Annotated in this window: 20 protein-coding genes; 9 read left to right on the plus strand and 11 right to left on the minus strand. The window is 63.3% G+C overall.

Annotation, left to right across the window (positions count from 1 at the left end; translation table 11 throughout):
• From MU551_RS09640 to MU551_RS09670, 7 genes are all read left to right on the plus strand, one after another.
• On the plus strand, positions 1 to 983 hold a 983-nt coding region (locus MU551_RS09640), incomplete at its 5' end, for an aldehyde dehydrogenase family protein (protein ID WP_247043189.1).
• Positions 984 to 1,026: 43 nt separating this feature from the next.
• Positions 1,027 to 1,719, plus strand: coding sequence for a GntR family transcriptional regulator (locus MU551_RS09645; protein ID WP_247043191.1), 693 nt, complete (start codon positions 1,027 to 1,029; stop codon positions 1,717 to 1,719).
• A gap of 193 nt (positions 1,720 to 1,912) precedes the next feature.
• Positions 1,913 to 2,839: an ABC transporter substrate-binding protein gene (locus MU551_RS09650; protein WP_247043200.1), complete on the plus strand. Its 927-nt coding sequence runs from the start codon at positions 1,913 to 1,915 to the stop codon at positions 2,837 to 2,839.
• A gap of 10 nt (positions 2,840 to 2,849) precedes the next feature.
• Complete coding sequence (locus tag MU551_RS09655; RefSeq protein WP_247043202.1) at positions 2,850 to 3,782, plus strand: amino acid ABC transporter permease; 933 nt, start codon at positions 2,850 to 2,852, stop codon at positions 3,780 to 3,782.
• 203 nt (positions 3,783 to 3,985) lie between these two features.
• Entirely contained in the window at positions 3,986 to 4,696 is a 711-nt protein-coding gene (locus tag MU551_RS09660) for a GntR family transcriptional regulator (protein ID WP_247043204.1), read from the plus strand.
• Positions 4,697 to 4,937: 241 nt separating this feature from the next.
• Positions 4,938 to 5,147: a hypothetical protein gene (locus MU551_RS09665; RefSeq protein WP_247043206.1), complete on the plus strand. Its 210-nt coding sequence runs from the start codon at positions 4,938 to 4,940 to the stop codon at positions 5,145 to 5,147.
• Positions 5,148 to 5,466: 319 nt separating this feature from the next.
• Positions 5,467 to 6,102: a LysE family translocator gene (locus MU551_RS09670; protein WP_247043213.1), complete on the plus strand. Its 636-nt coding sequence runs from the start codon at positions 5,467 to 5,469 to the stop codon at positions 6,100 to 6,102.
• A 57-nt stretch (positions 6,103 to 6,159) separates the two neighbouring features.
• Here the strand turns inward: MU551_RS09670 and MU551_RS09675 are convergent, their stop codons facing one another.
• The gene (locus MU551_RS09675; protein ID WP_247043214.1) at positions 6,160 to 6,915 is read right to left on the minus strand and encodes a 3-hydroxybutyrate dehydrogenase; all 756 of its coding nucleotides are present in this window, start codon (positions 6,913 to 6,915) and stop codon (positions 6,160 to 6,162) included.
• Positions 6,916 to 7,039: 124 nt separating this feature from the next.
• On the opposite strand from MU551_RS09675, the gene MU551_RS09680 reads away from it, so the two are divergent.
• The gene (locus tag MU551_RS09680) at positions 7,040 to 7,948 is read left to right on the plus strand and encodes a LysR family transcriptional regulator (RefSeq protein WP_247043216.1); all 909 of its coding nucleotides are present in this window, start codon (positions 7,040 to 7,042) and stop codon (positions 7,946 to 7,948) included.
• Here MU551_RS09680 and MU551_RS09685 read toward each other — a convergent pair.
• The 3 genes from MU551_RS09685 to MU551_RS09695 form a co-directional block, all read right to left on the minus strand.
• Entirely contained in the window at positions 7,945 to 8,841 is an 897-nt protein-coding gene (locus MU551_RS09685) for a spermidine synthase (RefSeq protein ID WP_372489835.1), read from the minus strand. The genes MU551_RS09680 and MU551_RS09685 overlap by 4 nt on opposite strands.
• Before the next feature lie 95 nt (positions 8,842 to 8,936).
• Complete coding sequence (gene rfaE2, locus MU551_RS09690; protein ID WP_247043220.1) at positions 8,937 to 10,481, minus strand: D-glycero-beta-D-manno-heptose 1-phosphate adenylyltransferase; 1,545 nt, start codon at positions 10,479 to 10,481, stop codon at positions 8,937 to 8,939.
• Positions 10,478 to 11,986, minus strand: a complete 1,509-nt coding sequence (locus MU551_RS09695; RefSeq protein WP_247043222.1) for an aldehyde dehydrogenase family protein — start codon at positions 11,984 to 11,986, stop codon at positions 10,478 to 10,480. Before MU551_RS09695 ends, rfaE2 begins: the two co-directional genes overlap by 4 nt.
• A 250-nt stretch (positions 11,987 to 12,236) precedes the next feature.
• Here MU551_RS09695 and MU551_RS09700 point away from each other — a divergent pair, with 250 nt between their 5' ends.
• Complete coding sequence (locus tag MU551_RS09700) at positions 12,237 to 13,382, plus strand: glycosyltransferase family 9 protein (RefSeq protein WP_247043224.1); 1,146 nt, start codon at positions 12,237 to 12,239, stop codon at positions 13,380 to 13,382.
• Here the strand turns inward: MU551_RS09700 and MU551_RS09705 are convergent.
• From MU551_RS09705 to MU551_RS09735, 7 genes are read right to left on the minus strand one after another with little or no spacing between them, the layout of a single operon-like run.
• A complete protein-coding gene (locus tag MU551_RS09705; protein ID WP_247043226.1) occupies positions 13,348 to 14,049 on the minus strand; it encodes an SDR family oxidoreductase in 702 nt (233 codons plus the stop codon). The genes MU551_RS09700 and MU551_RS09705 overlap by 35 nt on opposite strands.
• Positions 14,050 to 14,083: 34 nt before the next feature.
• The gene (locus tag MU551_RS09710; protein WP_247043235.1) at positions 14,084 to 15,478 is read right to left on the minus strand and encodes a PfkB family carbohydrate kinase; all 1,395 of its coding nucleotides are present in this window, start codon (positions 15,476 to 15,478) and stop codon (positions 14,084 to 14,086) included.
• On the minus strand, positions 15,475 to 16,185 hold the full coding sequence (locus MU551_RS09715) for a D-sedoheptulose-7-phosphate isomerase (RefSeq protein WP_372489836.1): 711 nt from the start codon (positions 16,183 to 16,185) through the stop codon (positions 15,475 to 15,477). Before MU551_RS09715 ends, MU551_RS09710 begins: the two co-directional genes overlap by 4 nt.
• A complete protein-coding gene (locus MU551_RS09720; RefSeq protein WP_247043237.1) occupies positions 16,182 to 17,441 on the minus strand; it encodes a glycosyltransferase in 1,260 nt (419 codons plus the stop codon). Before MU551_RS09720 ends, MU551_RS09715 begins: the two co-directional genes overlap by 4 nt.
• On the minus strand, positions 17,438 to 18,454 hold the full coding sequence (locus tag MU551_RS09725; RefSeq protein ID WP_247043239.1) for a glycosyltransferase: 1,017 nt from the start codon (positions 18,452 to 18,454) through the stop codon (positions 17,438 to 17,440). Before MU551_RS09725 ends, MU551_RS09720 begins: the two co-directional genes overlap by 4 nt.
• Positions 18,451 to 19,527, minus strand: coding sequence for a glycosyltransferase family 9 protein (locus MU551_RS09730; protein ID WP_247043241.1), 1,077 nt, complete (start codon positions 19,525 to 19,527; stop codon positions 18,451 to 18,453). Before MU551_RS09730 ends, MU551_RS09725 begins: the two co-directional genes overlap by 4 nt.
• Entirely contained in the window at positions 19,524 to 20,066 is a 543-nt protein-coding gene (locus MU551_RS09735) for a D-glycero-alpha-D-manno-heptose-1,7-bisphosphate 7-phosphatase (RefSeq protein WP_247043243.1), read from the minus strand. Before MU551_RS09735 ends, MU551_RS09730 begins: the two co-directional genes overlap by 4 nt.
• Positions 20,067 to 20,135: the final 69 nt, after the last annotated feature.

Below are 20,135 nucleotides of genomic sequence, written 5' to 3' on the forward strand. Positions count from 1 at the left end.
ACTTCCCGCTGGCCATGGGGGCACGCAAGATCGCCCCCGCGGTCGCGGCCGGCTGCACCATGGTCTTCAAGCCCGCGGAACTGACCCCGCTGACCTCTCTTGCCCTGGTGGATATTTTCCGCCAGGCGGGCCTGCCTGACGGTGTGCTGAACGTCGTAACCACCGCCAGCGCCGCGCCCGTGGTGGAGAACTGGACGGCCAGCGGCATCGCCCGCAAGATCAGCTTCACCGGTTCCACCGGGGTCGGGAAGATCCTGCTGCGCCAGGCCGCGGAGAACGTGATGCGTTCCTCGATGGAACTGGGCGGAAACGCCCCGTTCATCGTCCTCGCCGACGCCGATATCGAAAAAGCCGTCGACGGGGCCATGAAGGCCAAGATGCGGAACATGGGCGAGGCCTGCACTGCAGCGAACCGTTTCTTCGTGCACCGCTCAGTCGTCACCGAATTCAGCGAGAAGTTCGCCAAGAAAATCTCCGAACTGCAGGTCGGCAACGGAGCCCTGGCCGGAACCGAAGTCGGACCCCTGATTGAGCAGAAGGGCCTGGACAAGGTCGAAAGCCTCGTTGCCGACGCCGTGTCCAAGGGCGCTAAAGTCCTCACCGGCGGCAACCGGCCCGAAGGCCCCGGCTACTTCTACACCCCCACCGTCCTGACCGACGTGACCCTGGACGCTGACCTGATGAACACCGAAATCTTCGGACCCGTCGCCGCCATCAGCACCTTCGACAGCGAAGACGACGTGCTCCGTGTAGCCAACGACACCGAATGGGGCCTGGTCGGCTACGTGTTCACCGAAAGCACGGCCAAGGCCCTGCGCTTCTCCGCCGAACTCGAAGTCGGAATGGTCGGCATCAACACCGGCCTCGTCTCCAACCCGATAGCCCCCTTCGGCGGCATCAAGCAATCCGGACTCGGACGCGAAGGCGGCAAAATCGGTATCGAGGAATTCCTTGAATACAAATACACCGCAATAGCAATCTAGAAACTATGTAGTAATGCCAAAAAGTGAGACGAGGGGGATGTCAATGGCGGCACCAGGAGCACTGTTTGCACTGGAGGGAAGGCCCACCGCGCAGCTGATCGCTGATCAGTTGCGCGAACAGATTGTCCAGGGGATGTTCCGTCCGGGAGAGCAGATCAATGAGTCTGTGCTGGCGAGTCAGTTGAACACCTCCAGGGGGCCCGTCCGCGAAGCCTTGCAGCGGCTGTGCCAGGAGGGCATCCTGGTCAGCCGCCGGAACCGGGGTGTCTTCGTCCTGGAGCTATCCATTGATGACATCAGGGAGATCTATGCAGTGCGCGAGGCTGTGGAAACAACCGCTGCAGACGCGCTGCTGGATGCCGGCCAGGAACAGGTGGACGGCACCTGCCAGGTCTTGACATCAGTCATCGAAGACATGGCCAAGCAGGTTGCTGCATCAGACTGGCAGGCAATTGCGCGGCTGGACATGCAGTTCCACACAGCCTTCGTCTCCGGCACAGGCAACACCCGCCTGATCCGCATTTACGAGACCCTGGCAGCGGAATCGAGGATGTGTATCCTCAATCTGGCGGTCGCGTACCCCCGGATAGACGTTCTGGTCCAGGAACACCAGAACCTTCTGGATCTCCTGGCGGCGGGCGACAGGGAGGCCCTCCACAAAGCCATCGCACGGCACATGCAAAAGGCCGTCGAGGACCTCACCTTGTCCGGCGAAGAGCAGGAAAGCGTCGTCTAAGGCTCTCCCGCCCACGCCCTCAACAATTCCATAAAAGAGAAGGCCAGATCCATCGGATCTGGCCTTCTCTTTGTTTACGGCAACACCCTGACGGGATACAGAAAAAGAAAATCATGTGAACTGTCGACGATCTGCTATTTGGGTGGTTGCATTGTAACTACAGAGCGGAGGGGGTCGTGCAAAGGAGGCAAGCATGAAACCCGGAATCCAAGTCAGGGCATTCGCTGCAGCAGTCACAGCATTGCTGGTCCTCAGCGCGTGCGGGCCGAGTGCCGGCAACGACCCCGGCGGTAACGACTCCAAGACCTCGAACACCGCCGATATCTCAGAAGGGGTCCAGCCTGACGAGGCCGCCGTCAGGCTCCTGCCGCAGTCCTTCAAGGACAAGGGCCAAGTGACGGTCGCGATGGACCTGCATTACCCGCCGACGACGTTCCTGGCCGATGACAACACAACCCCCATCGGCCTGAACCCGGATATGGCACGACTGATTGCCAAGAAACTTGGACTGAAGCTGAAGTTCGAGAACACCGCATTCGACACGATCATTCCCGGTATCGACGGCGGCCGCTACGACTTCACCGCCACCACCATGTCCCCCACGGACGAGCGCCTGAAAGTCCTGGACATGATCGACTACTTCAATGGAGGGCTTTCTGTGGCAGTTGCCCATGGGAACCCCCTCAACATCACCAACGACGATATGTGCGGCAGGAACATTGCGGTCACCAAGGGCTCGAACGCCCAGCTGAAGCACCTGCCGAACGTCTCAAGGTGGACGTGCGAGGAAGAGGGCAAGCCAGCCATCAATGGCGTCACGCTTCCCAACATCCAGGAAGCCCTGACGCAGCTGGCTTCCAAGCGCGTTGACGGCATCTTGTACGACACTGTTTCACTCGTCTGGGCAGACGAACAGCAGCCGGACACTTTCACGGTTCTCACTCCACAGGTGGACACACGTTCGGATCATGTGGTTGCCGTTGCCTTGAAAAAGGGCTCGCCGTTGACGCCAGCGTTGCAGGCCGCTGTTCAGTCCGTTCTTGACAGCCCCGAATACAAGAAGTCACTCGCCAATTGGGGCCTCGAAGAAGGCGCCATCACCGAAGCCAAGCTCAACTAGAGAGACGCCCGTGCTGAAAATAGTTCGTCGATCAAATGAGACATCCACGGGTGCTATGGACCCGGCCCTCAAACCCAGGCTAAAGCGTCGCAGTACCTTCGAGTACGTCGCGTGGGTGCTGTCCAGCTTGTTCGGGCTGGGCATCCTGATCTCCGTATCCACCAACCCCAACTTCAAGTGGGGCGTGGTTGCGAGGTATTTTACCCACGAGACCATTATCCGCGGGCTCATGCTCACCATTTTCCTGACGGTTGCCAGCATGGCCCTCGGAACCCTCCTGGGACTGGTGCTGGCGATCATGAGGTCCTCCAGCATCAAACCCGTTGCGGCAACGGCGGGCGTATACATCACCATCTTCCGGGGTACGCCGGTCCTGGTGCAGCTCATTTTCTGGTTCAACGTTGCAGCGCTCTACCCGAACCTGTCTATCGGAATTCCATTTACGGACATCAGCACAGCAATCGATATGAACACGTTGATGTCGCCCATCACCGCGGCCCTGGTAGGCCTGACCCTGAACGAGGCCGCCTACATGGCCGAGATCATCCGTGGTGGATTCTCCTCGGTGGGCAAGGGCCAGATAGAGGCCGCAGATTCACTGGGTATGAGCGCCGGCATGAAGATGCGCAAGGTAATCATTCCGCAGGCGATGCCCTCGATCATCCCGGCGACCGGCAACCAGGTCATCGGTATGTTCAAGGAAACGTCGCTGGTCAGCGTGCTCGGTGTGGCGGAACTGCTTCAGAGCGCCCAGCTGATCTACGCCCGCACTTACGAGACCATCCCGCTGCTGATCGTTGCCAGCCTCTGGTACCTCGTGATGACGCTGCTGCTGAGCTACCCGCAGTCCAAGCTCGAGCAGAAATACTCCCGCGCAACCTCCAGGCTCCCCCAGAAGGCCAAACCCGTTGTGCTGACCGACCCGGAAGGCGCTGCCCGATGAGCGACGAGGGAACGATTCTTGACCGGGGAATCCGAAAGTCCTTCGGCCCCAGTCCGTCCTGAAGGACATCGACTGAAATCGCGAGCGGCGCTGCTCTGATGGACGGATAACTCGCCGTAAGCGCCCGATGCGGTTTGAAGGGCTCACGAGTCCAATACTGTCTATGAAGGTAATAGCCCAGGAATGAAGTGAGGGGAACAGCAATGGCGGCATTTGAGGGACTGTTTGCACTGGAGGGAAGACCTACTGCGCAGCTGATCGCAGACCAGTTGCGGGAACAGATTGTCCAAGGGATTTTCCGTCCAGGTGAGCAGATCAATGAGTCTGTCCTGGCAAGCCAGCTGCATTCGTCCAGGGGCCCGGTCCGCGAGGCGCTGCAGCGGCTGTCCCAGGAGGGCCTCCTGGTCAGCCACCGCAACCGTGGAGTGTTCGTCCTGGAACTCTCCAACGAGGACATCAAGGAGATCTATGCGGTCCGCGAGGCGGTGGAAACAACGGCGGCAGAAGCTTTGCTGGCTGCCGGCGAGGAGCGGGTGAAGGACACCTGCCAGATCCTGACGGGCATCATCGAAGACATGGCGAAGCAGGTTGCTGTATCCGACTGGCAGGCAATTGCACGGCTGGACATGCAGTTCCACACAGCCTTCGTCTCCGGCACAGGCAACACCCGCCTGATCCGGATTTACGAGACCCTGGCAGCGGAGTCGAGGATGTGTATCCTCAACCTCGAAGTGGCCTATCCCCGTATAGACGCCCTGGTGGAGGAACACCAGAAGCTGCTGGATCTACTGGCGGCGGGCAACAAGGCAGGACTCCTGAAGGCCATCAAACGGCACATGCAGACAGCCGTTGACGATCTCACGGCGCAGAGGGACGACAAAAGAGAAACAGTTAAAAAAACGTCTCGGGCATAGTTCCAACCACTGCGGCATAGTTCCAACCACTGCGGAGTCCAGCTCGTCCAATGGTCCCGGACGGCCTCAGGGCTGCTGCCGCCAGGACAGTGATGGGCATTCCCATGCAGGACTGGCAAATTTGATTTCTCTCTAGTAATTGTCAACAGTTGACGATAGACTGCATGAGGGCATTTGCCCGGCATACAAGAGTGGAACCGGAAAGGCAGAGGGGAATGCTACAAAACAATGGTGTATCTCCGTGGGCGTCATGTTGAGCCTGACCGTGCTCATCGCGGCCGCACTCCTGACCAGCACATGCGCAGTCTTGCGCGTTCCGCGCTCAGCCCCAGGCGCAAGGCGCTGGAAGGCATTCAGCGATAGCTCCTTGGTGCTGGCCTGTACGGGAATCATTGCCCTGAGTTCCTTGCTGTTCGCTGTCCATGTTGATCTGGGTATGTCCGTTGGCTGAAACGTTGTTCTCAGCTCTTTCTCCAAAAGGACCGGAGCTGATCTTCCACGACCCTCTCCGTACCTCCGGACCTGCCTTCGAGCCCGAGCAGTCAGTCCCGCCCCGCGACAACGCTGAGTCATATCAGTGTTCCCCCGGGCCGACACGCCCGAAGAGAAGGCCGGCCACGAGGGCCGATCGCCTGGAAGCCGTTTCCAGGGAACTGATTCTCCTCGCTCGGGAAAGACGAAAGCCGGCCGGCTGACATCAGGCTCGTGCTCCCCGGAGAGTGCCTGCCGCAGCTGCTGACCAAAGGCAGGGCATAGGACTACCATCAAGCATGGTCCCGTTGAGTAACCTTGTTGCTTTTTCGCTTGCTGCCTTCGTGCTCATTGCCATTCCCGGCCCCAGCGTCCTGTTTGTGGTGGGCCGATCCCTGGCCCTGGGGCGCAAAGGCGGGCTGCTGAGTGTCCTGGGCAATACCCTCGGGGAACTTCTCCAGGTAGCAGCGGTTGCAGTGGGCCTCGGCGTCGTCCTGACGCAATCGGTGGTGTTGTTCACCGTGATCAAGTTCGCCGGCGCAGCATATTTGGTCTACTTGGGCATCCGCGCCATCAGGCATCGCGGACAGGGAACGACGACGGCGGACCCGGTCCGCGGGTCCTCCACCGGACGTGTCCTCAGGGAAGGCACCCTCGTGGGAGCCACCAATCCAAAGTCATTGATGTTCTTCGTGGCCGTATTGCCGCAGTTCGTTGACTACTCCGCAGGCGAGATTCCATGGCAGCTTGCCACGCTGGGCCTGGTGTTCCTGCTGATAGCTGTGGTGTCCGACAGCGCCTGGGCCCTTGCGGCGGGTACCGCCCGGCAATGGTTTGCCCGCTCCCCGCGCAGGGTTGCTGCTGTGGGGACTACCGGCGGTGTGATGATGATCGGCCTGGGCGGAACCCTCGCCCTGACCGGCACCAAAACCTAGGTCCCAGCCCTCCCGTGCGGCGACCCGGGTCCTCTCCTCGCCAACGTGCCCTCGCGACTAACGCGCCGACCAGCCGCCATCCATCGTATAGCTGGCGCCGGTCACCATCCCGGCGTGGTCGGACGCCAGCCATGCAACCAGCGAAGCTACCTCTTCGGGTTCAACGAGGCGCTTTACTGCGCTCTCCGTGAGCATGACCTTGGCCAGGACTTCGGCTTCCGGAATACCGTGGACCTTGGCCTGATCTGCTATCTGAGATTCCACCAGCGGCGTGCGGACGTAGCCCGGGTTGATGCAGTTGGACGTGACCCCATACTCCCCGCCTTCAAGGGCCGTTACCTTACTCAGGCCCTCGAGCCCATGCTTGGCGGCAACATAGGCGCCCTTGAAGGGAGACGCGCGGATCCCGTGGACCGAGGAAACGTTGATGATGCGTCCAAAGCCGTTCGCATACATGTGCGGCAGCGCCGCGCGGATGAGAAGGAACGGCGCTTCCAGCATGAGCGCAAGGAGTTGCCGGAAGTCGGCGGGGTCGAACTCGTGCAGGGTGTTGATGCGCTGGATTCCGGCGTTATTGACCAATATGTCGCAGTCCAGGCTCAGTGCCTCCAACGATCCCACGTCCAGCAGGTCAACCGCCCACGCAGTACCGCCCACTTCGTCGGCCAAACGGGTGGCGCCAGCGTGATCGACGTCGGCCACGACCACCTTTGCCCCGGCATCTGCAAGAGCCCGCACGCAGGCCGCTCCGATTCCGCTCGCGCCGCCAGTGACCAGCGCTTTCCTGCCGTTCAGCATGTTTCCCTTTTCCATGGTCCAGCCATTCCTTAGCTCAACGCCCTCCAAACCAGGCAGGTTTGTGCATTCCTGAGTATTACTTTCCAAATGTTGCGGTTCAATGGGCAATGAAGCACCACTCGTGTGCAGAATTGCAGATATGGACATTAATCCTGACGACCTGCTGGTGCTGCTCGCGGTATCCCGCTCGGCAAAATTCACGACGGCGGCCCAGGCTTTGGGTCTGAACCACACCACCGTTTCACGCAGGATAGCGGCATTGGAAAAAACTCTGGGAGGCAGGGTGCTGGCTCGCGCTGCCGGAGGTTGGGAGCTGACCGAGCTGGGTGCCCAGGCCGTGGCAGTTGCCGAGCAGGTGGAGGCGGCGGTGGATACACTGGGGCCGTCAGGGAAGGCACCTGACCCGATTACCGGCGTCGTCCGCATGACAGCTACCGACGGCTTCAGCGCGTACATTGCCGCCCCGGCAGTGGCGCGGTTGCGAAAGAACCATCCCGGGCTGACTGTGGAAATCGTCACGGTGACCAGGCGCGCGCTCCAACAGCGGTCGGGCCTGGATATCGAGGTGGTGGTCGGAGAGCCCCAGGTGCATCGTGCTGAGGCCTTCCGGTTGGGCGAATACGTGCTCGGTATGTATGCCTCGAGGAGATACCTGGCCGCCAACGGAACCCCGGCCACGGTGGCCGAGCTGGCGCAGCATCCCCTGGTCTACTTCGTGGATTCCATGCTGCAGGTGGATGACCTGGATGCTCCACGCAGGCTGGTTCCCGAGATGAAGGATGGACTCAGCTCCACGAATGTTTTCGTCCATGTTGAGGCCACCCGGGCCGGAGCCGGAATAGGCTTCCTGCCGTGCTTCATGGGCGACCTCCATGAGGATCTGGTGCGGCTGATGCCGGAGAAATTTGCCGAGCGCCTCCCCTACTGGATGGTCCTGCGTCCGGATTCCATGCGCCGCCCCGCTGTCGCCGCCGTCGTCCATGCCCTGCGCGAGCAGACAATGACGCACCGCAAGTCGCTGCTGGGTATAACCCAGGGGAAAACTTAGGGGACGTCCACGGTTTCCATCGGATCCAGCAGTTCGACAGGATCGCGGCGGATCGGTGCACCAGCGGCGAAAGCACGCACCTTGGCATCGTCCCAGATGTGGGCGGGGACGCCGCCGCCGAGGAGCCGGCGGGTCAACCGGGGATCGTCGTCGAACGGCTGGTCGCTCCCGGCCATGACCATATTGCCGTAGCGGCGGCCTTTCAGCATGGCCGGGTCCGCAATGATCATGGTGTGCTCGAAGGTATCCGCAATGGTGGCGGCGTCCTCCCGGGCATTCTTCAGGTCAGGAGCATCTCCCGAGTTCACGACGTACATTCCTCCCGGCGCGAGGACGCGGCGGGCGTGCCGGTTGAATTCCCTGGTGGTCAAGGAACGCGGCGTGAAGGCTCCCGCGAAGACATCCCGGATGATGACGTCCCGCGTTTGCGGGGTGAGGGTTTCGGTAACCTCGCGGGCTTCACCCACGCGCAGGCGCAGCATGGGGGCTTTCGGCAGATCGAACCAGCCGCGGACGTATTCGGCCAGTTTGCCGTCCAGTTCCACCACCACTTGGCGGGCCTCGGGATAGGCGGCATGGAAATACCGGGCAAGGGAGCATGCTCCGCCGCCGAGGTGCAGAAGCCTTAGCTTGGGTTTGGACTCCGGCGGCCAGCGGGACTCGACCAAGGCGGACATCCAGCGCATGTACTCGAATTCGAGGAGCAGCGGGTCAGCCAGGTCGATGTGCGAGCTCATGACCCCGTTGATCCGCAGGAGCCAGCCCGTTGAGTTGTCCTGGTCCGCGATCAGCTGGCAGTCGCCGGTATCGATGTAGTAGACACCTTCCGCAGGTCCTGCCGGGCGGGTTCCTTTGGGTATCTCCACCACTCCCGGCACAGACTTTCCGGCCATCGCGCTTCCGGCGGTTTTACCGGCTCTGCCCTTCCGCCCCATCAGCCGGTCACTGCTTTAGTCATGCCTTAACCCTAGTTGCTGACGCCCGAACGTTAGTTCACAGCACCGTCGCTGACAGCACCGTCAACGGCACTGTCTCCAAGTGCAGCGCTATCGCCCTTCCTGATTCGCTCCACGACGGCGGTAGTGGACAATTCTGCGACGTAATCCAGGATGGTCACTTTGCCGCCGTAGCGTTCAACGGCCTGGGTCTCGGCGAGCATTTCCGGCGTGTAATCGCCGCCCTTGGCGTAGATCTCGGGCTGGACCGCCTCGATCAACGGGATGGGGGTCGGAGTATCGAAAACCGTCACGTAGTCCACGCAGCTCAGCGCGGCAATCACGGCTGCCCGGTCAGCCACCGTGTTGATCGGCCGGCCGGGACCTTTGAGCTTTCGGACGGAATCATCACTGTTGAGCGCCACCACCAGGATGTCACCCAATTGCTTGGCCTGGTTGAGGTATCTCGTGTGGCCGCGGTGCAGCACGTCGAAGCAACCGTTGGTCAGGACGATCCTGCGGCCTTCGCTGCGGTGGGCTTGAACATGGCGCACCAGTTCGTCAGCACTAAGCGCGGTATCCACGAAGCTTTCGAGGTACCGGCTGAGCTCTGCAGTTCCGCACACCGAGGTACCGGCATGGTGCACCACCACGTCGGCAGCAGCCTGGGCGAGGTCCAGGCTGGTGGTGAGGGGCAGGGACGCAGTCCGGGCCAGGGTCAGGGCAGCCACGAAAGTGTCCCCGGCCCCTGATGCCTGCTTTTCCGCGGCCGGCCGCGCCCAGGTGCGGTGGGTGGTGCCCGCGGCGGGCAGCAGTACCGTGCCGTCCCGGTCGAGTGTGACCACCACGGCCTTTGCCCCGGTTGCTTCGATCAGCCGGTCCCGGTTGCTTTCGATAACGGCGGGGCGGTCGTCGTCGTCGGACAACCGAAGGCCCAGCAGCCGTGCAGCCTCCTGAGCGTTGGGAGTCACAAGGTCCGGTTGGAGGCGTGCCCAGGGGCGCGGATCGTGTGCGTCCACGACCGTGAGAAGTCCTGCCTGCCGGTCGGAAAGTACATCCAGGAGGGTGCTCCGGACCGGACCTTCAAGCGCGCCGGAACTGTAGTCGCACAGGACAACGGCATCCTGTCCCTTGACGGAATCGGCCACAGTGTCCGCCAGCGCATTCACCGCTTCGAGGGGAATGGCCCGGGCGGCATCATCGAAACGGAGCAGGACCTGCCCGCTGCTGCTGACGCGGGTCTTGGTGGTGGTGACCATGTCCGCATGGTCCACCAGATTCCGGACGTCCACGCCTGCGTCCTGCAGCTGCCTCTTGAGTTCCCGGCCTGCCTCATCCCGGCCGATTATTCCCGCAATGCTGACCCGGGCCCCCAGGGCAGCGAGGTTCATGGCGGTATTGGCGGCGCCGCCGGGAGCGAAGTCCCTCCGGTTAATTTCCACCACCGGCGCCGGGGCCTCACGGCACATACGGTTGATGGCACCGCTCCACCAGCCATCGAGGATGACGTCGCCCATCACGGTAATGGCGGGAGACGTAGCGGCGAGCCTGCCGGGCAGCCAGTCCGCGAGGCCCCGCTGCTCGGAGAGTTCCGTCATGGCTGACCGTCCACGCTGCCGTCGACGCCGGCGGCACGTTCTGTGCGAAGAAGCGCAATACTCGCGGGAGCGGCAAGTTCAGGAGCAGTGTCAGCCTCGGGAGCGAAGTCAGGCTCAGGGGCAGCGGCAATGTGGACCACCTTGACGCGGGTGAATTCATCCAGCAGTTCCGGCCCGTACCCGAAGCCATCGCCACTCTCTCCACGCGGTTGGGCAGAGCCGCCGGGCGCCCCGCCAAAGACCTCGTTGATCTTGACAGTGCCCACCGGGAGTCCGGCGATGGCGCGCTGGGCGTGGGCGATCCTTCCCGTCATTACAGTCGCAGCGAGGCCGTAACGTCCTGCCGCAGCCAGGGCCAGGCCCTCGTCGAAACTGTCCACCACCTGTACTGGTGCCACCGGTCCGAACGTCTCTTTTGTCATGATGTCCATGCTGCCGGTGCAGTCCAGGAGAACGGTCGCTGGGTAATAAGCGCCCGGGCCTTCCGGCACGTCGCCGCCTTCAACCGCCCTGGCTCCCTGCTCCAAAGCAGCCGCTACCTGTTGGTGAACCGCCTCCCGCATGCGGAGATCCACCAGCGGCGCCAAGGCACCGGCGTCGTTCCGTTGGCGCGCTTCCGCTTCCAGCGCTGTGCAGAATGCCTCCGCGATGGAGCGGTGAACGTAGATCCGCTCCACTGACGTGCAGATCTGCCCGCTATTGCTGAACGCGCCGATCGCAGCTTGCCGGGCCGCCCAGACGGGGTCGACGTCGTCATCCACCAGAAGGGGATCGTTGCCCCCGTTTTCCCTGATCACATGCGCCGCGTTCTGCAGCGAACTGCGCGCAATCTTTGCCCCGGCTTCGCTGGAGCCTACGTGCGCCACCACTGCCACTCCCGCCTGCTCAGTGAGGAGTGTTCCGATCTCCGGGCCACCGGTGATGGTTATCAGGACATCCGGCGGGAATACCGGAGCCAGGACCTCGCCGAGCAGTTCGCCAAGGTGGGGGCACCTTTCGCTTGGCTTGTGGATCACCGTATTCCCGGTCACCAGGGCGGCCCCGATCAGTCCACAGGCAACAGCCACGGGATCGTTCCAGGGGGTCAAAAGAACGGCGACGCCACGGGGTTCGGCAACCGTGTAGTCGGACGCCAGGAGATTGCCCCTCAGGCTGTGGCCGCGGTGGATAGGTCCAAGCTCCGCGTATTGCTCCAGCGTTGAGACACCGGCCGCAATGCCGGCCAACGCTTCTTCCACAGGCCGGCCTGTTTCCCGGGCGTTCAACTCAGCGAGATCGGCCGCCGCCGAGTCCAAGGCGAGCGCTGCTTCCCTCAGATGACGCCCACGGTCGGACGGCGACGTGGCACCCCATACCTCCTGGGCGGCACGGGCAGCGTTGACCGCTCGTCGGATATCCAGGGGAGCCGCCTCCTGCAAGGTACCTACCAGATCCCCGGTCCTCGGATCGTAGATGGTGATTCCTTCCACGTCGGCGGTACGGACTCGCTGGACAACTGTGGACATCGCGCTCCTCCTCGGCAGTCGCTCCCCGGCCCCGGGTAAGGGTGGAAAGCAGTGGTCTGCAACACGTTCTTATCCCGTTTCCGTACCCCTTGCAAAGGGCCTTTAGACACCGAACCGCGAACTGGTTTTGGAGCGGAAATGGTGGGTACTTTGCCAGTAGCCAGAGGCGTCCGAAGAGCCGTATGGTGTCCCAACGGGGAGCGGCGGCCGGGGCCTTCAGAAAGGCGATCAGCAGCGTTAGGAGAGCAGAGTGGAGCAGCTGACGGCAGATTTTGGTGGTGCCGGCGTCGTTGGGACAGGGGTGGGTCCCGTCCTGGAAAAGTTCGACGGAATCTCAAGGATTGCTGTGCTCCGCGGAGGCGGGCTCGGGGATTTGCTGTTCGCTGTTCCTGCCATCGCCGCACTGAAGGCCGCCTATCCCGGCGCGGACGTCACGCTGCTGGGAACACCAATCCATGAGCAGGTGGTTTCTGCCACGGTCGGCCCCATCGACAGGGTACGGGTTCTGCCCTATTCCGAGGGCGTCCGCCCGGGCGACGAGAACCCGGCCGGGTTGGAGCACTTTTTTGCGGAGATGCGCGCAGAACGGTTTGACCTTGCCGTGCAGCTCCACGGCGGCGGGCGCTACTCCAATCCCTTCCTGCTGAGGCTGGGAGCCCGCCACACGGTGGGCATGCGGACAGTTGACGCGGCTAGTCTGGAGCGCACGGTCCCCTACCTCTACTACCAGAGTGAGCCGCTCCGGGCCTTGGAGGTGGCTGGCTTTGCCGGCGCCCCTCCCATTGATCTTGAGGCGAGGCTTGCCCCTTCCGCCAGCCTGGATGAGGACCTGGTAAACAACGAAGCCCAGGCGCTGGTGGTGATCCACCCGGGAGCCACCGATCCCCGGCGGCGTTGGCCTGCGGAACGGTTTGCGGAAGTGGCAGCATCCTGCGCGGCCGATGGATGCCAGGTATTGATCGTGGGCGACTCCAGTGAACAACCGCTGGCTGAACGCACCGCTGAACTCGCCGCTGTTTCCTCCCCCTCGATGGTCAGGTCAGTAGCGGGCCAGCTCGATGTGTCAGGGCTGGTAGCACTGCTGGCCCGGTGCACCGTGATGGTGGCAAACGACAGCGGGCCGCGTCACTTGGCCCAGGCACTCGGCACACCCACGGTGGGCATTTACTGGGCAGGGAACGTCATTAACGCAGCCGCCCTGGGCCGGAGCCTGCACCGGGTCCATGCCTCCTGGATCACCAAATGCCGGAGCTGTGGCATTGATGTGACCCAGGTCGGTTGGACAGCCCCCCGGTGCAGCCATAACGATTCTCTCGTGGAGGACATAGCGGTCACTGCCGTCTATGAGGACGTCAGGGGCCTTACGGCCAGGAGCCCTCGTCTTCGTGGCAGATGAGCATCTCGCGGATTTCGCATCCTTGGGGCTGGGACAGCACAAACAGAATGGCCTGTGCCACGTTGGCCGGATCATTCAACCGGGAGTCATCCTGTGGCTTGTACTGTTCAGGACGGTCATCGAAAAACCTGGTTTTCATTCCGCCGGGGATCATGGTGGTGACTCCGATCTCGCCGCCGGTCTCGGCTGCCAATGCGTGACTGAAGCCCACCACGCCGAACTTTGAGGCGCAGTAAGCCGATGCCTCGGGCAAGGCCCGTTTTCCCAACGTAGACGCGACGGTCACCGCTCTGCCCCGGGACGCCTTCAGGTACGGCAAGGCGGCGCGGACAACGGAGACCGTCCCGAGAAGATTGACGCCGATTACCTTCTCCCAATCGTCGGCGGCCACGTCCTCGAGTTTTCCGCAGCGGTCAATCCCTGCGGCGGTCACCACGGCATCAAGTCCATCGAGGGTCTCCGCCGCCTGGCGCACCGCCTCCTCCACCGCCCTCCGATCAGAGACGTCCACTTCGAAAGCCTTTACGGCAGAGACGTTGCTGATATCGCGGTCCAGCACCACCGGGGTCCCGCCGGCTCTCAGCACGGCGTCAACGACGGCGGCACCAAGCCCGGAGGCTCCTCCCGTCACCAATACTCTGCCAGGGCGCATTGATTCTGCGTTCATGGTTTTCCTTCCGTTTGTGAAAATGATGGACGTATCAGCCGACTTTCAAGAGCGCTTCCGCCAGGTTCGACGTCGATCTGGCCGGATGATAGGGGACGGTGGTGCAGCGCCCGCCCCAGCCTTCAACGATGGCAGTTTCCGGCAGTTCAGTGACGTCGTAGTCGCCGCCCTTAACCCATAGGTCCGGCCGCAACTGGCCCAGGCATACCTCAGGCGTGTCCTCGTCGAACACCATCACGGCGTCCACGTATTCAAGGGCAAGGAGCATCTCTGTCCGGTCCTCCTGGCTGATGATAGGCCGGTGCTCGCCCTTGATGCGGCGCACTGATTCATCGGAATTCAGGCACACAATCAGGCAATCCCCCAGCCTCCGGGCAGCGGCGAGCGCCCGGATGTGGCCAGCGTGCAACAGGTCGAAGCAGCCCCCGGTCGCCACCACGGTGCCGCCCGCGGCGTGTACGTTGCGGGCGAGGGCCAAGGCGTCGGTGACGCTCCCGTGCAGTTTCACCGGTTCGCGTTCGCCGGCAAGGTTGGCAACGCCGCCCGCTCCAAGGAAGGCTGCCGCCTCCCGGACGGCCAGGACCGCTGAGTCATCGACATTGAGGCCGTCCAGCAGGTGTACCGCCAGGCTTGCAGCCAGCCGGTCGCCGGCACCGCACGGGTCTGAGACCGAGGTCGCCGGGGCGGGGACCGTCAGGGCCGGCCTGCCGTCATCCCGCACCAGCACGGCGCCGCGGGCTCCCAGCGTGACCAGCACGGCTTTACTGTGCCAGTTCCGCAACAGGGCCGCCGCAATGTATCCGGGGTCTTCACTGCGGTCACCTCCCTTGGGCCCACCGCCCCTGAACTCCCCCGCCAATACCGAGAACTTACGGGCTTCGCTCAGATTCGGAGTCACGGCCTCGACGCCGGGGACAGGCTCAGTCCCTGCCGGATGCGGGTCCCAGACGATGGGGATCTGCGAAGCCAGGGACTCCAGCAGCATCCGGAGCTCTGGTGCCGCCGTGAGTCCCCTGCCGTAGTCAGCCACCACAATGGCCTTGGCCTGTTCAAGGGCGTGCAGCATAGGCTCGGTGACAGCAGGCACCGGTGCGGGCTCGCAGCCCTCGTCAAAGCGCACCACAGGGTGGCCGTCGGCTCGGACCCTGGTCTTGACCGGCGTCGGCGCTCCGGAGGGTCCGGCGATTACAGTGACTCCTTCCAAGGCGCGTTCCAGGTGCGAGGCGGAGTCGTCGTCGGACAGGACAGTCACCAGGGTGACGTGATGCCCATCAGCAGCCAGCATCTTCGCCACAAGCCCGGCGCCTCCGGCCCGGCGCTGGACAGACCCGACGTCCACCACTGGAACGGGGGCGTCCGGGCACAGACGGGTGGCGTGACCAGCGATATCAACATCCAGCAGCACATCCCCCACTACAACGATCCTCACGGCCGGACCTCCCCGGGGGAAAGGTGGGCGGCAGAGCCGGTTGCCCGCCTCGAAACCTCAGTGTCAAACGCCCGGCACATTGCGTGCAGTGCGATCAAGTGCCCCTCCTGTGCATTGGCTGAAACGGCATCAATAATTACTGCTTCATCGCAGGCATCCGCCAGGGGATTGGGCCCAGGTCCTGTCAGGGCCCACGTGCTGATGTTCAGGGCTGCAGCGGTTTCAACAGCCCGCAGGAGGTTGGGGCTTTTGCCGCTCGTCGAGAGCAGGATCAGCACGTCCCCTGACCTGCCATGCGCCCTGACCTGGCGGGCGAAGAGCTCCTCAAAGCCGTAATCATTGGCAATGGCTGTCACGGCTGACGTCTCGGCGTGCAGGCTGATAGCCGAAAACGGCACCCTTTCGCCGTCGAACCTTCCTACCAGTTCCGCCGTCAGGTGCTGGGCCTCGGCAGCCGAACCGCCGTTGCCGGCTGCGAGAAGCCGCTGGCCGCGCAGCAACCGCTGCGCCAGCTCCTGCCCCCATGAAGCGAGACGCTCAGCCTGGCCCCGCAGGGACTCCAGGGCGGGGAGGACGTTCTGCAGGTGAGCCTGGACAGCCAGCAGGGACTGGTTGCCTCTGGAGTCCACCACGGGCAGCGTGGCCAACGGCGGGAACGGAAGCAATGCCGGCACGGCACCATCCTTGACTTTCCATTGAGTAGTCACAGCGCTGCTCCTTTCATATGCTCCAACTGACGGGATGCCACGTTCCCTGCTATCGCCTGCTGATAGGCCCTCTCCGATTCCGCTGCCACCCTGTCCCATGAGTAGCGGGACCTGGCACGTTTCTCCCCGGCTTTACCCAGCTCTGACCGCAGCAGCGGGGCCCCGAGCAGTTCCGCCAGCGCAGCTGCGATAGCTTCCGGATCCTTCGGTGGCACGTGCAGTCCCGTCTTCCGGTCCACCACTGTGTCCCTCAGCCCGCCCACAGCAGCAGCCACGACAGGGACACCGCAGGCCATGGCTTCAAGTGGCACAATTCCGAACGGCTCGTACCAGGGTGTGCACACAACGGCGTCGGCGCTGCGCAGGATTCCCGGCATCGCGTCCCTCGGCAACTGCCCGCGCAGGCTCACCTGGTTCGCCACCCCAAGCTCCTCGGCAACTGCCATGAGCCGGCTGCCTTCCGGATCGGCACCAGTGACGGCTGCGTCGCCCTCTCCGCCTACAATCAGCAGTTCGACGTCGTCAAAGCCCGCCGCCCGCAGGAACGGCAAGGCCTGAATTACCAGGTCCACTCCCTTACGCGGCACAAGGCGACCCACGGACAGGATGCGGTAGGTACGGGGCCGGGGTTCGGAGGCGCCTGTGGCGGAAAAGAGGTCCAGGTCCACACCGCAGGGGGCAATGGAAATCTTCCCGGTGTTTATGCCCATGGCTTTCAGTTCGAAGACTTCGTCCGAGCAGGTGGCGATGATCCGGTCAGCGGCCCGGCCCACGTACGGTTCGAGCCACCCGCGCTCGGCGGGGCTGGTGTCCTGGGCGCCCTGGTGCCGTCGTTTGACAGTTCCCAGGGCATGGAAGGTCTGGACCATTGGCACGTGCAGGCTTGCATCGCCCCTTCTGGCGGCGTCCAGCGAGGCCAATCCGGACATCCAGAAATGCCCATGTACGACGTCGGGACGGCGGCTTCCCCAGTCCTTGGCGATTCCGTCGGCGAGCTTACCCATAAAGGGGAGCAATTCATCCTTGGGAACGTGCTTCGCCGGACCGGCGTCAATATGTACCACGTCAAGGCGTGGCATGATGCCAACCCTTGCCGGCAGATCGGCGGCGTCCCGGCGGGTATAGACGGTGACGTGATGGCCCCGGCGGGAGAGTGCTGTTGAGAGCGCCGCAACGTGTACGTTCTGCCCTCCGGCGTCCACGCCGCCCAGCGCGGCCAGAGGACTCGCGTGTTCTGACACCATGGATATTCTCATTGCATTTTCCTCTCTTGCGCCGGAACAAGTACTTGTCCCCTCCGGAAACGCCTGCACGGGAGATCGTCCAGCAGCTCGTCCCAGGCACGGAGGAAGGCACCCAGGCTGTAGTTCGCCAAGGCCGACTCCCGTGCCGCCGCTCCCATCTGCCGGGCTTCCTCCGGATCCAGGATCAGCCTGTGCGCCCAGCGTCGGAGCTCCTCGACGTCGGTTGAAACGACGCCGGCCCCGGGAGGAACCGCGCGGGCCGCCTCCGTAGTGGCCAGGGCGAGTACAGGCATGCCCAGATGCATTGCCTCCAGCAGTGACAGTCCCAACGAGGTCCACCGCAACGGATGCAGGTACACGCGGCAATGGGCCAGTTCACGGTGCAGGTCCGGCGTCACCAGGTCCCCGCGCACCCTCAACCGTGACGGATAGATTCCCGTTTCAGCCAGCAGCCCGCCACCGCCCATGCCGAAGACCTGGAGCGGGGCTACGGAGGCAAAACGCGCCAACAGGTCGGTCCCGGTAACCCTCCCCCGGCGCACGGGTTCGTTCACTACAACCCCCAGATCCGGGGTCGCCCCCGTGTAGAGGTAGCCCGGATCCGGGATGCCGTGTTCAATCACCACCGTGGGGGCGGCCCCGCTGTCCCAGAAGAGGTCGTTGAAATGAGTTACGTGGACTATGGGAATGTTGTTCTGGGCGGCGAGCGGGTGGCTTGTCCACGGCACGTCCCCCTTCGGCGTGTTGTGCTCCACGTAAACAGCGGGAAGCTCCGGTCCGGGCCTGCGTCCCAGCACGCGGTGCACTTCGTCGATCTCTTCGGGCCGTTGGAGGACGACGGCGTCAATGCTGTCCGGGTCCAACGTCGCCAACGTGACTTCAGAGACTGATGCCGGCCAGTTCCTGCCTGCGCGTCCCAGGCCCCATGGACCTCCTTCGGGAAGGACCGGCAGGAGGTACTGGTGACGCCCGCGGACGAACGCATCCGTCCAGGCGCCGTGAACATGCCACAACAGGATTCTCATGGGTGCCAGACCTTTCTCCGCGTACTGAGGGAAGACACTCCGCTGATCAGTCGTTCCACGGCATCCGCCACCTGTTCAGGTGCCACGGAGCTGAGGCAAGGATGCCCCGGTACAGGACATTCCCTGGCCCTGGTGAGCCTGCACGGAGCATTTTGGTCTCCCAACAGCTCCAGCGGAACCCCATAGGGTGCCCAGCGGACCGCGGGAACCACGGGGGAAAAGAGGCACACCACCGGTGTACCCACCGCAGCAGCAAGGTGGGCAGGACCGGTGTTACCCGTTACCACCGCCTTCGCCCGGGCAAGGACACCGGACAGCGTCCGCAGGTCGGTGCGTCCTCCGAGGTCGATCCCGGATGGTCCTGCCACGGTTGCCGTGAGGGCCCGTTCCCCCGGAGCACCGGTCACCACTACGCGATGACCTGCACCTTCGAGCAGTTCCACGGCAGCAGCGTGATGCAGCGGCGGCCAGGCCCGCGCAGGTGCTGTTGCCCCGGGATGCACCACGACGTAGGGCTCCTCCCCCACAAGGTCAGTGACGTCGGGAACAGGAAGCACCTTGAGCTTGCCGTCATCGCCTGGAGGTAAGTCAAATCCGGCAGCCCGGGCGATGCCGAGGGCACGCTCCGCTTCAGGCTGGTCCTCGGGAAAATCTTCGCCCGGCCGCAGCCTGACATCCAGAAGTGATCCGGGGTAGTCCGTTGAGGCGCCAGCAACGCGGGTAACTCCGGCCAAACGGAGCAGTAAAGCGAGGGGCAACGGAGATTGATGAAAGGAAGTGAGAATGACGGCTTCGGTAATCCTGGAGTGCCGGATGAAGTCAGTAAGCGTATCCAGGTGCCTTGCACTCACCGGAGGGCCAGGGTTGGCGATCCAAGGGCATGCCCAGCTGAAGACCTCAGTCACGCTGGGGAGGATGGACGCCGCCGCTTCGCCCTGGGGCCCGCACAGCATGACAACGTCGTTGGCCCGCCCGGGGCCCGAGCGCCTGCCATGGGCAACAGCCCGGACGGCAGGACCTGCCAGCAGAACATCGCCCACACTGTCCAGGCGGGCCACCAGGACGCGGCTCACGGCGGACCGTCCAGGAGCATCCGGATTGCAGCGCTAAGGTCCTCTGCAACGTTTCCGACGGCGGCTTCCACCTCTTCGGTGCGCGTCGCCTGCGTCGGAACAAGGACGCCCCTGGCACCGGCCGCTTCTGCAGCTTCCAGGTCAGAGCCGATGTCTCCTATGTAGGCTGCCTGCGCGGGGGAGATTCCGAGGCGGCGGCAGGCGGCGATGATCATGCCGGGGGCGGGCTTCCGGCAGCCGCACCTGTCCTCGGGCGCATGCGGACAGATTTCCCAAACATCGAAAGGCCCCAGCAGCTCTTCGATGCGCAAATTGACGCTGCTGACCTGGTTTTGGGTTAAGAGACCGCGGGAAATTCCGGACTGGTTACTGATGACGCCCGTGGCCAGGCCAAGGGCGCGAAGTTCCTGCAAAACAATGGAGGCATGGCCCATGGGCTCCACCAGGTCAGGGTTCCCGTTGTAGGGCACGTCCTGTACCAGCGTGCCGTCCCGGTCGAACAGGACAGCCCGAAGCGGTAATGAGTTGTCACTTCCCATATCCAGTCCGTTCCCCGTTACAGTCCTTGCTAAACAGCTCGGGAAGGACTTCTCTTGGGGCTAGACTCC

Origin of the sequence: Arthrobacter rhizosphaerae (genome assembly GCF_023062595.1) — a bacterium.
Classification (GTDB): domain Bacteria; phylum Actinomycetota; class Actinomycetes; order Actinomycetales; family Micrococcaceae; genus Arthrobacter; species Arthrobacter rhizosphaerae.

Bases quoted from the DNA above. Each gene is read 5' to 3' on its own strand.
- MU551_RS09645 (WP_247043191.1), top strand. From the start codon at position 1,027: ATGGCGGCACCAGGAGCACTGTTTGCACTGGAGGGAAGGCCCACCGCG.
- MU551_RS09650 (WP_247043200.1), top strand. From the start codon at position 1,913: ATGAAACCCGGAATCCAAGTCAGGGCATTCGCTGCAGCAGTCACAGCA.
- MU551_RS09660 (WP_247043204.1), top strand. From the start codon at position 3,986: ATGGCGGCATTTGAGGGACTGTTTGCACTGGAGGGAAGACCTACTGCG.
- MU551_RS09670 (WP_247043213.1), top strand. From the start codon at position 5,467: ATGGTCCCGTTGAGTAACCTTGTTGCTTTTTCGCTTGCTGCCTTCGTG.
- MU551_RS09675 (WP_247043214.1), bottom strand. From the start codon at position 6,915: ATGGAAAAGGGAAACATGCTGAACGGCAGGAAAGCGCTGGTCACTGGC.
- MU551_RS09680 (WP_247043216.1), top strand. From the start codon at position 7,040: ATGGACATTAATCCTGACGACCTGCTGGTGCTGCTCGCGGTATCCCGC.
- MU551_RS09685 (WP_372489835.1), bottom strand. From the start codon at position 8,841: ATGGCCGGAAAGTCTGTGCCGGGAGTGGTGGAGATACCCAAAGGAACC.
- rfaE2 (WP_247043220.1), bottom strand. From the start codon at position 10,481: ATGACGGAACTCTCCGAGCAGCGGGGCCTCGCGGACTGGCTGCCCGGC.
- MU551_RS09695 (WP_247043222.1), bottom strand. From the start codon at position 11,986: ATGTCCACAGTTGTCCAGCGAGTCCGTACCGCCGACGTGGAAGGAATC.
- MU551_RS09705 (WP_247043226.1), bottom strand. From the start codon at position 14,049: ATGAACGCAGAATCAATGCGCCCTGGCAGAGTATTGGTGACGGGAGGA.
- MU551_RS09720 (WP_247043237.1), bottom strand. From the start codon at position 17,441: ATGAGAATATCCATGGTGTCAGAACACGCGAGTCCTCTGGCCGCGCTG.
- MU551_RS09725 (WP_247043239.1), bottom strand. From the start codon at position 18,454: ATGAGAATCCTGTTGTGGCATGTTCACGGCGCCTGGACGGATGCGTTC.
- MU551_RS09735 (WP_247043243.1), bottom strand. From the start codon at position 20,066: ATGGGAAGTGACAACTCATTACCGCTTCGGGCTGTCCTGTTCGACCGG.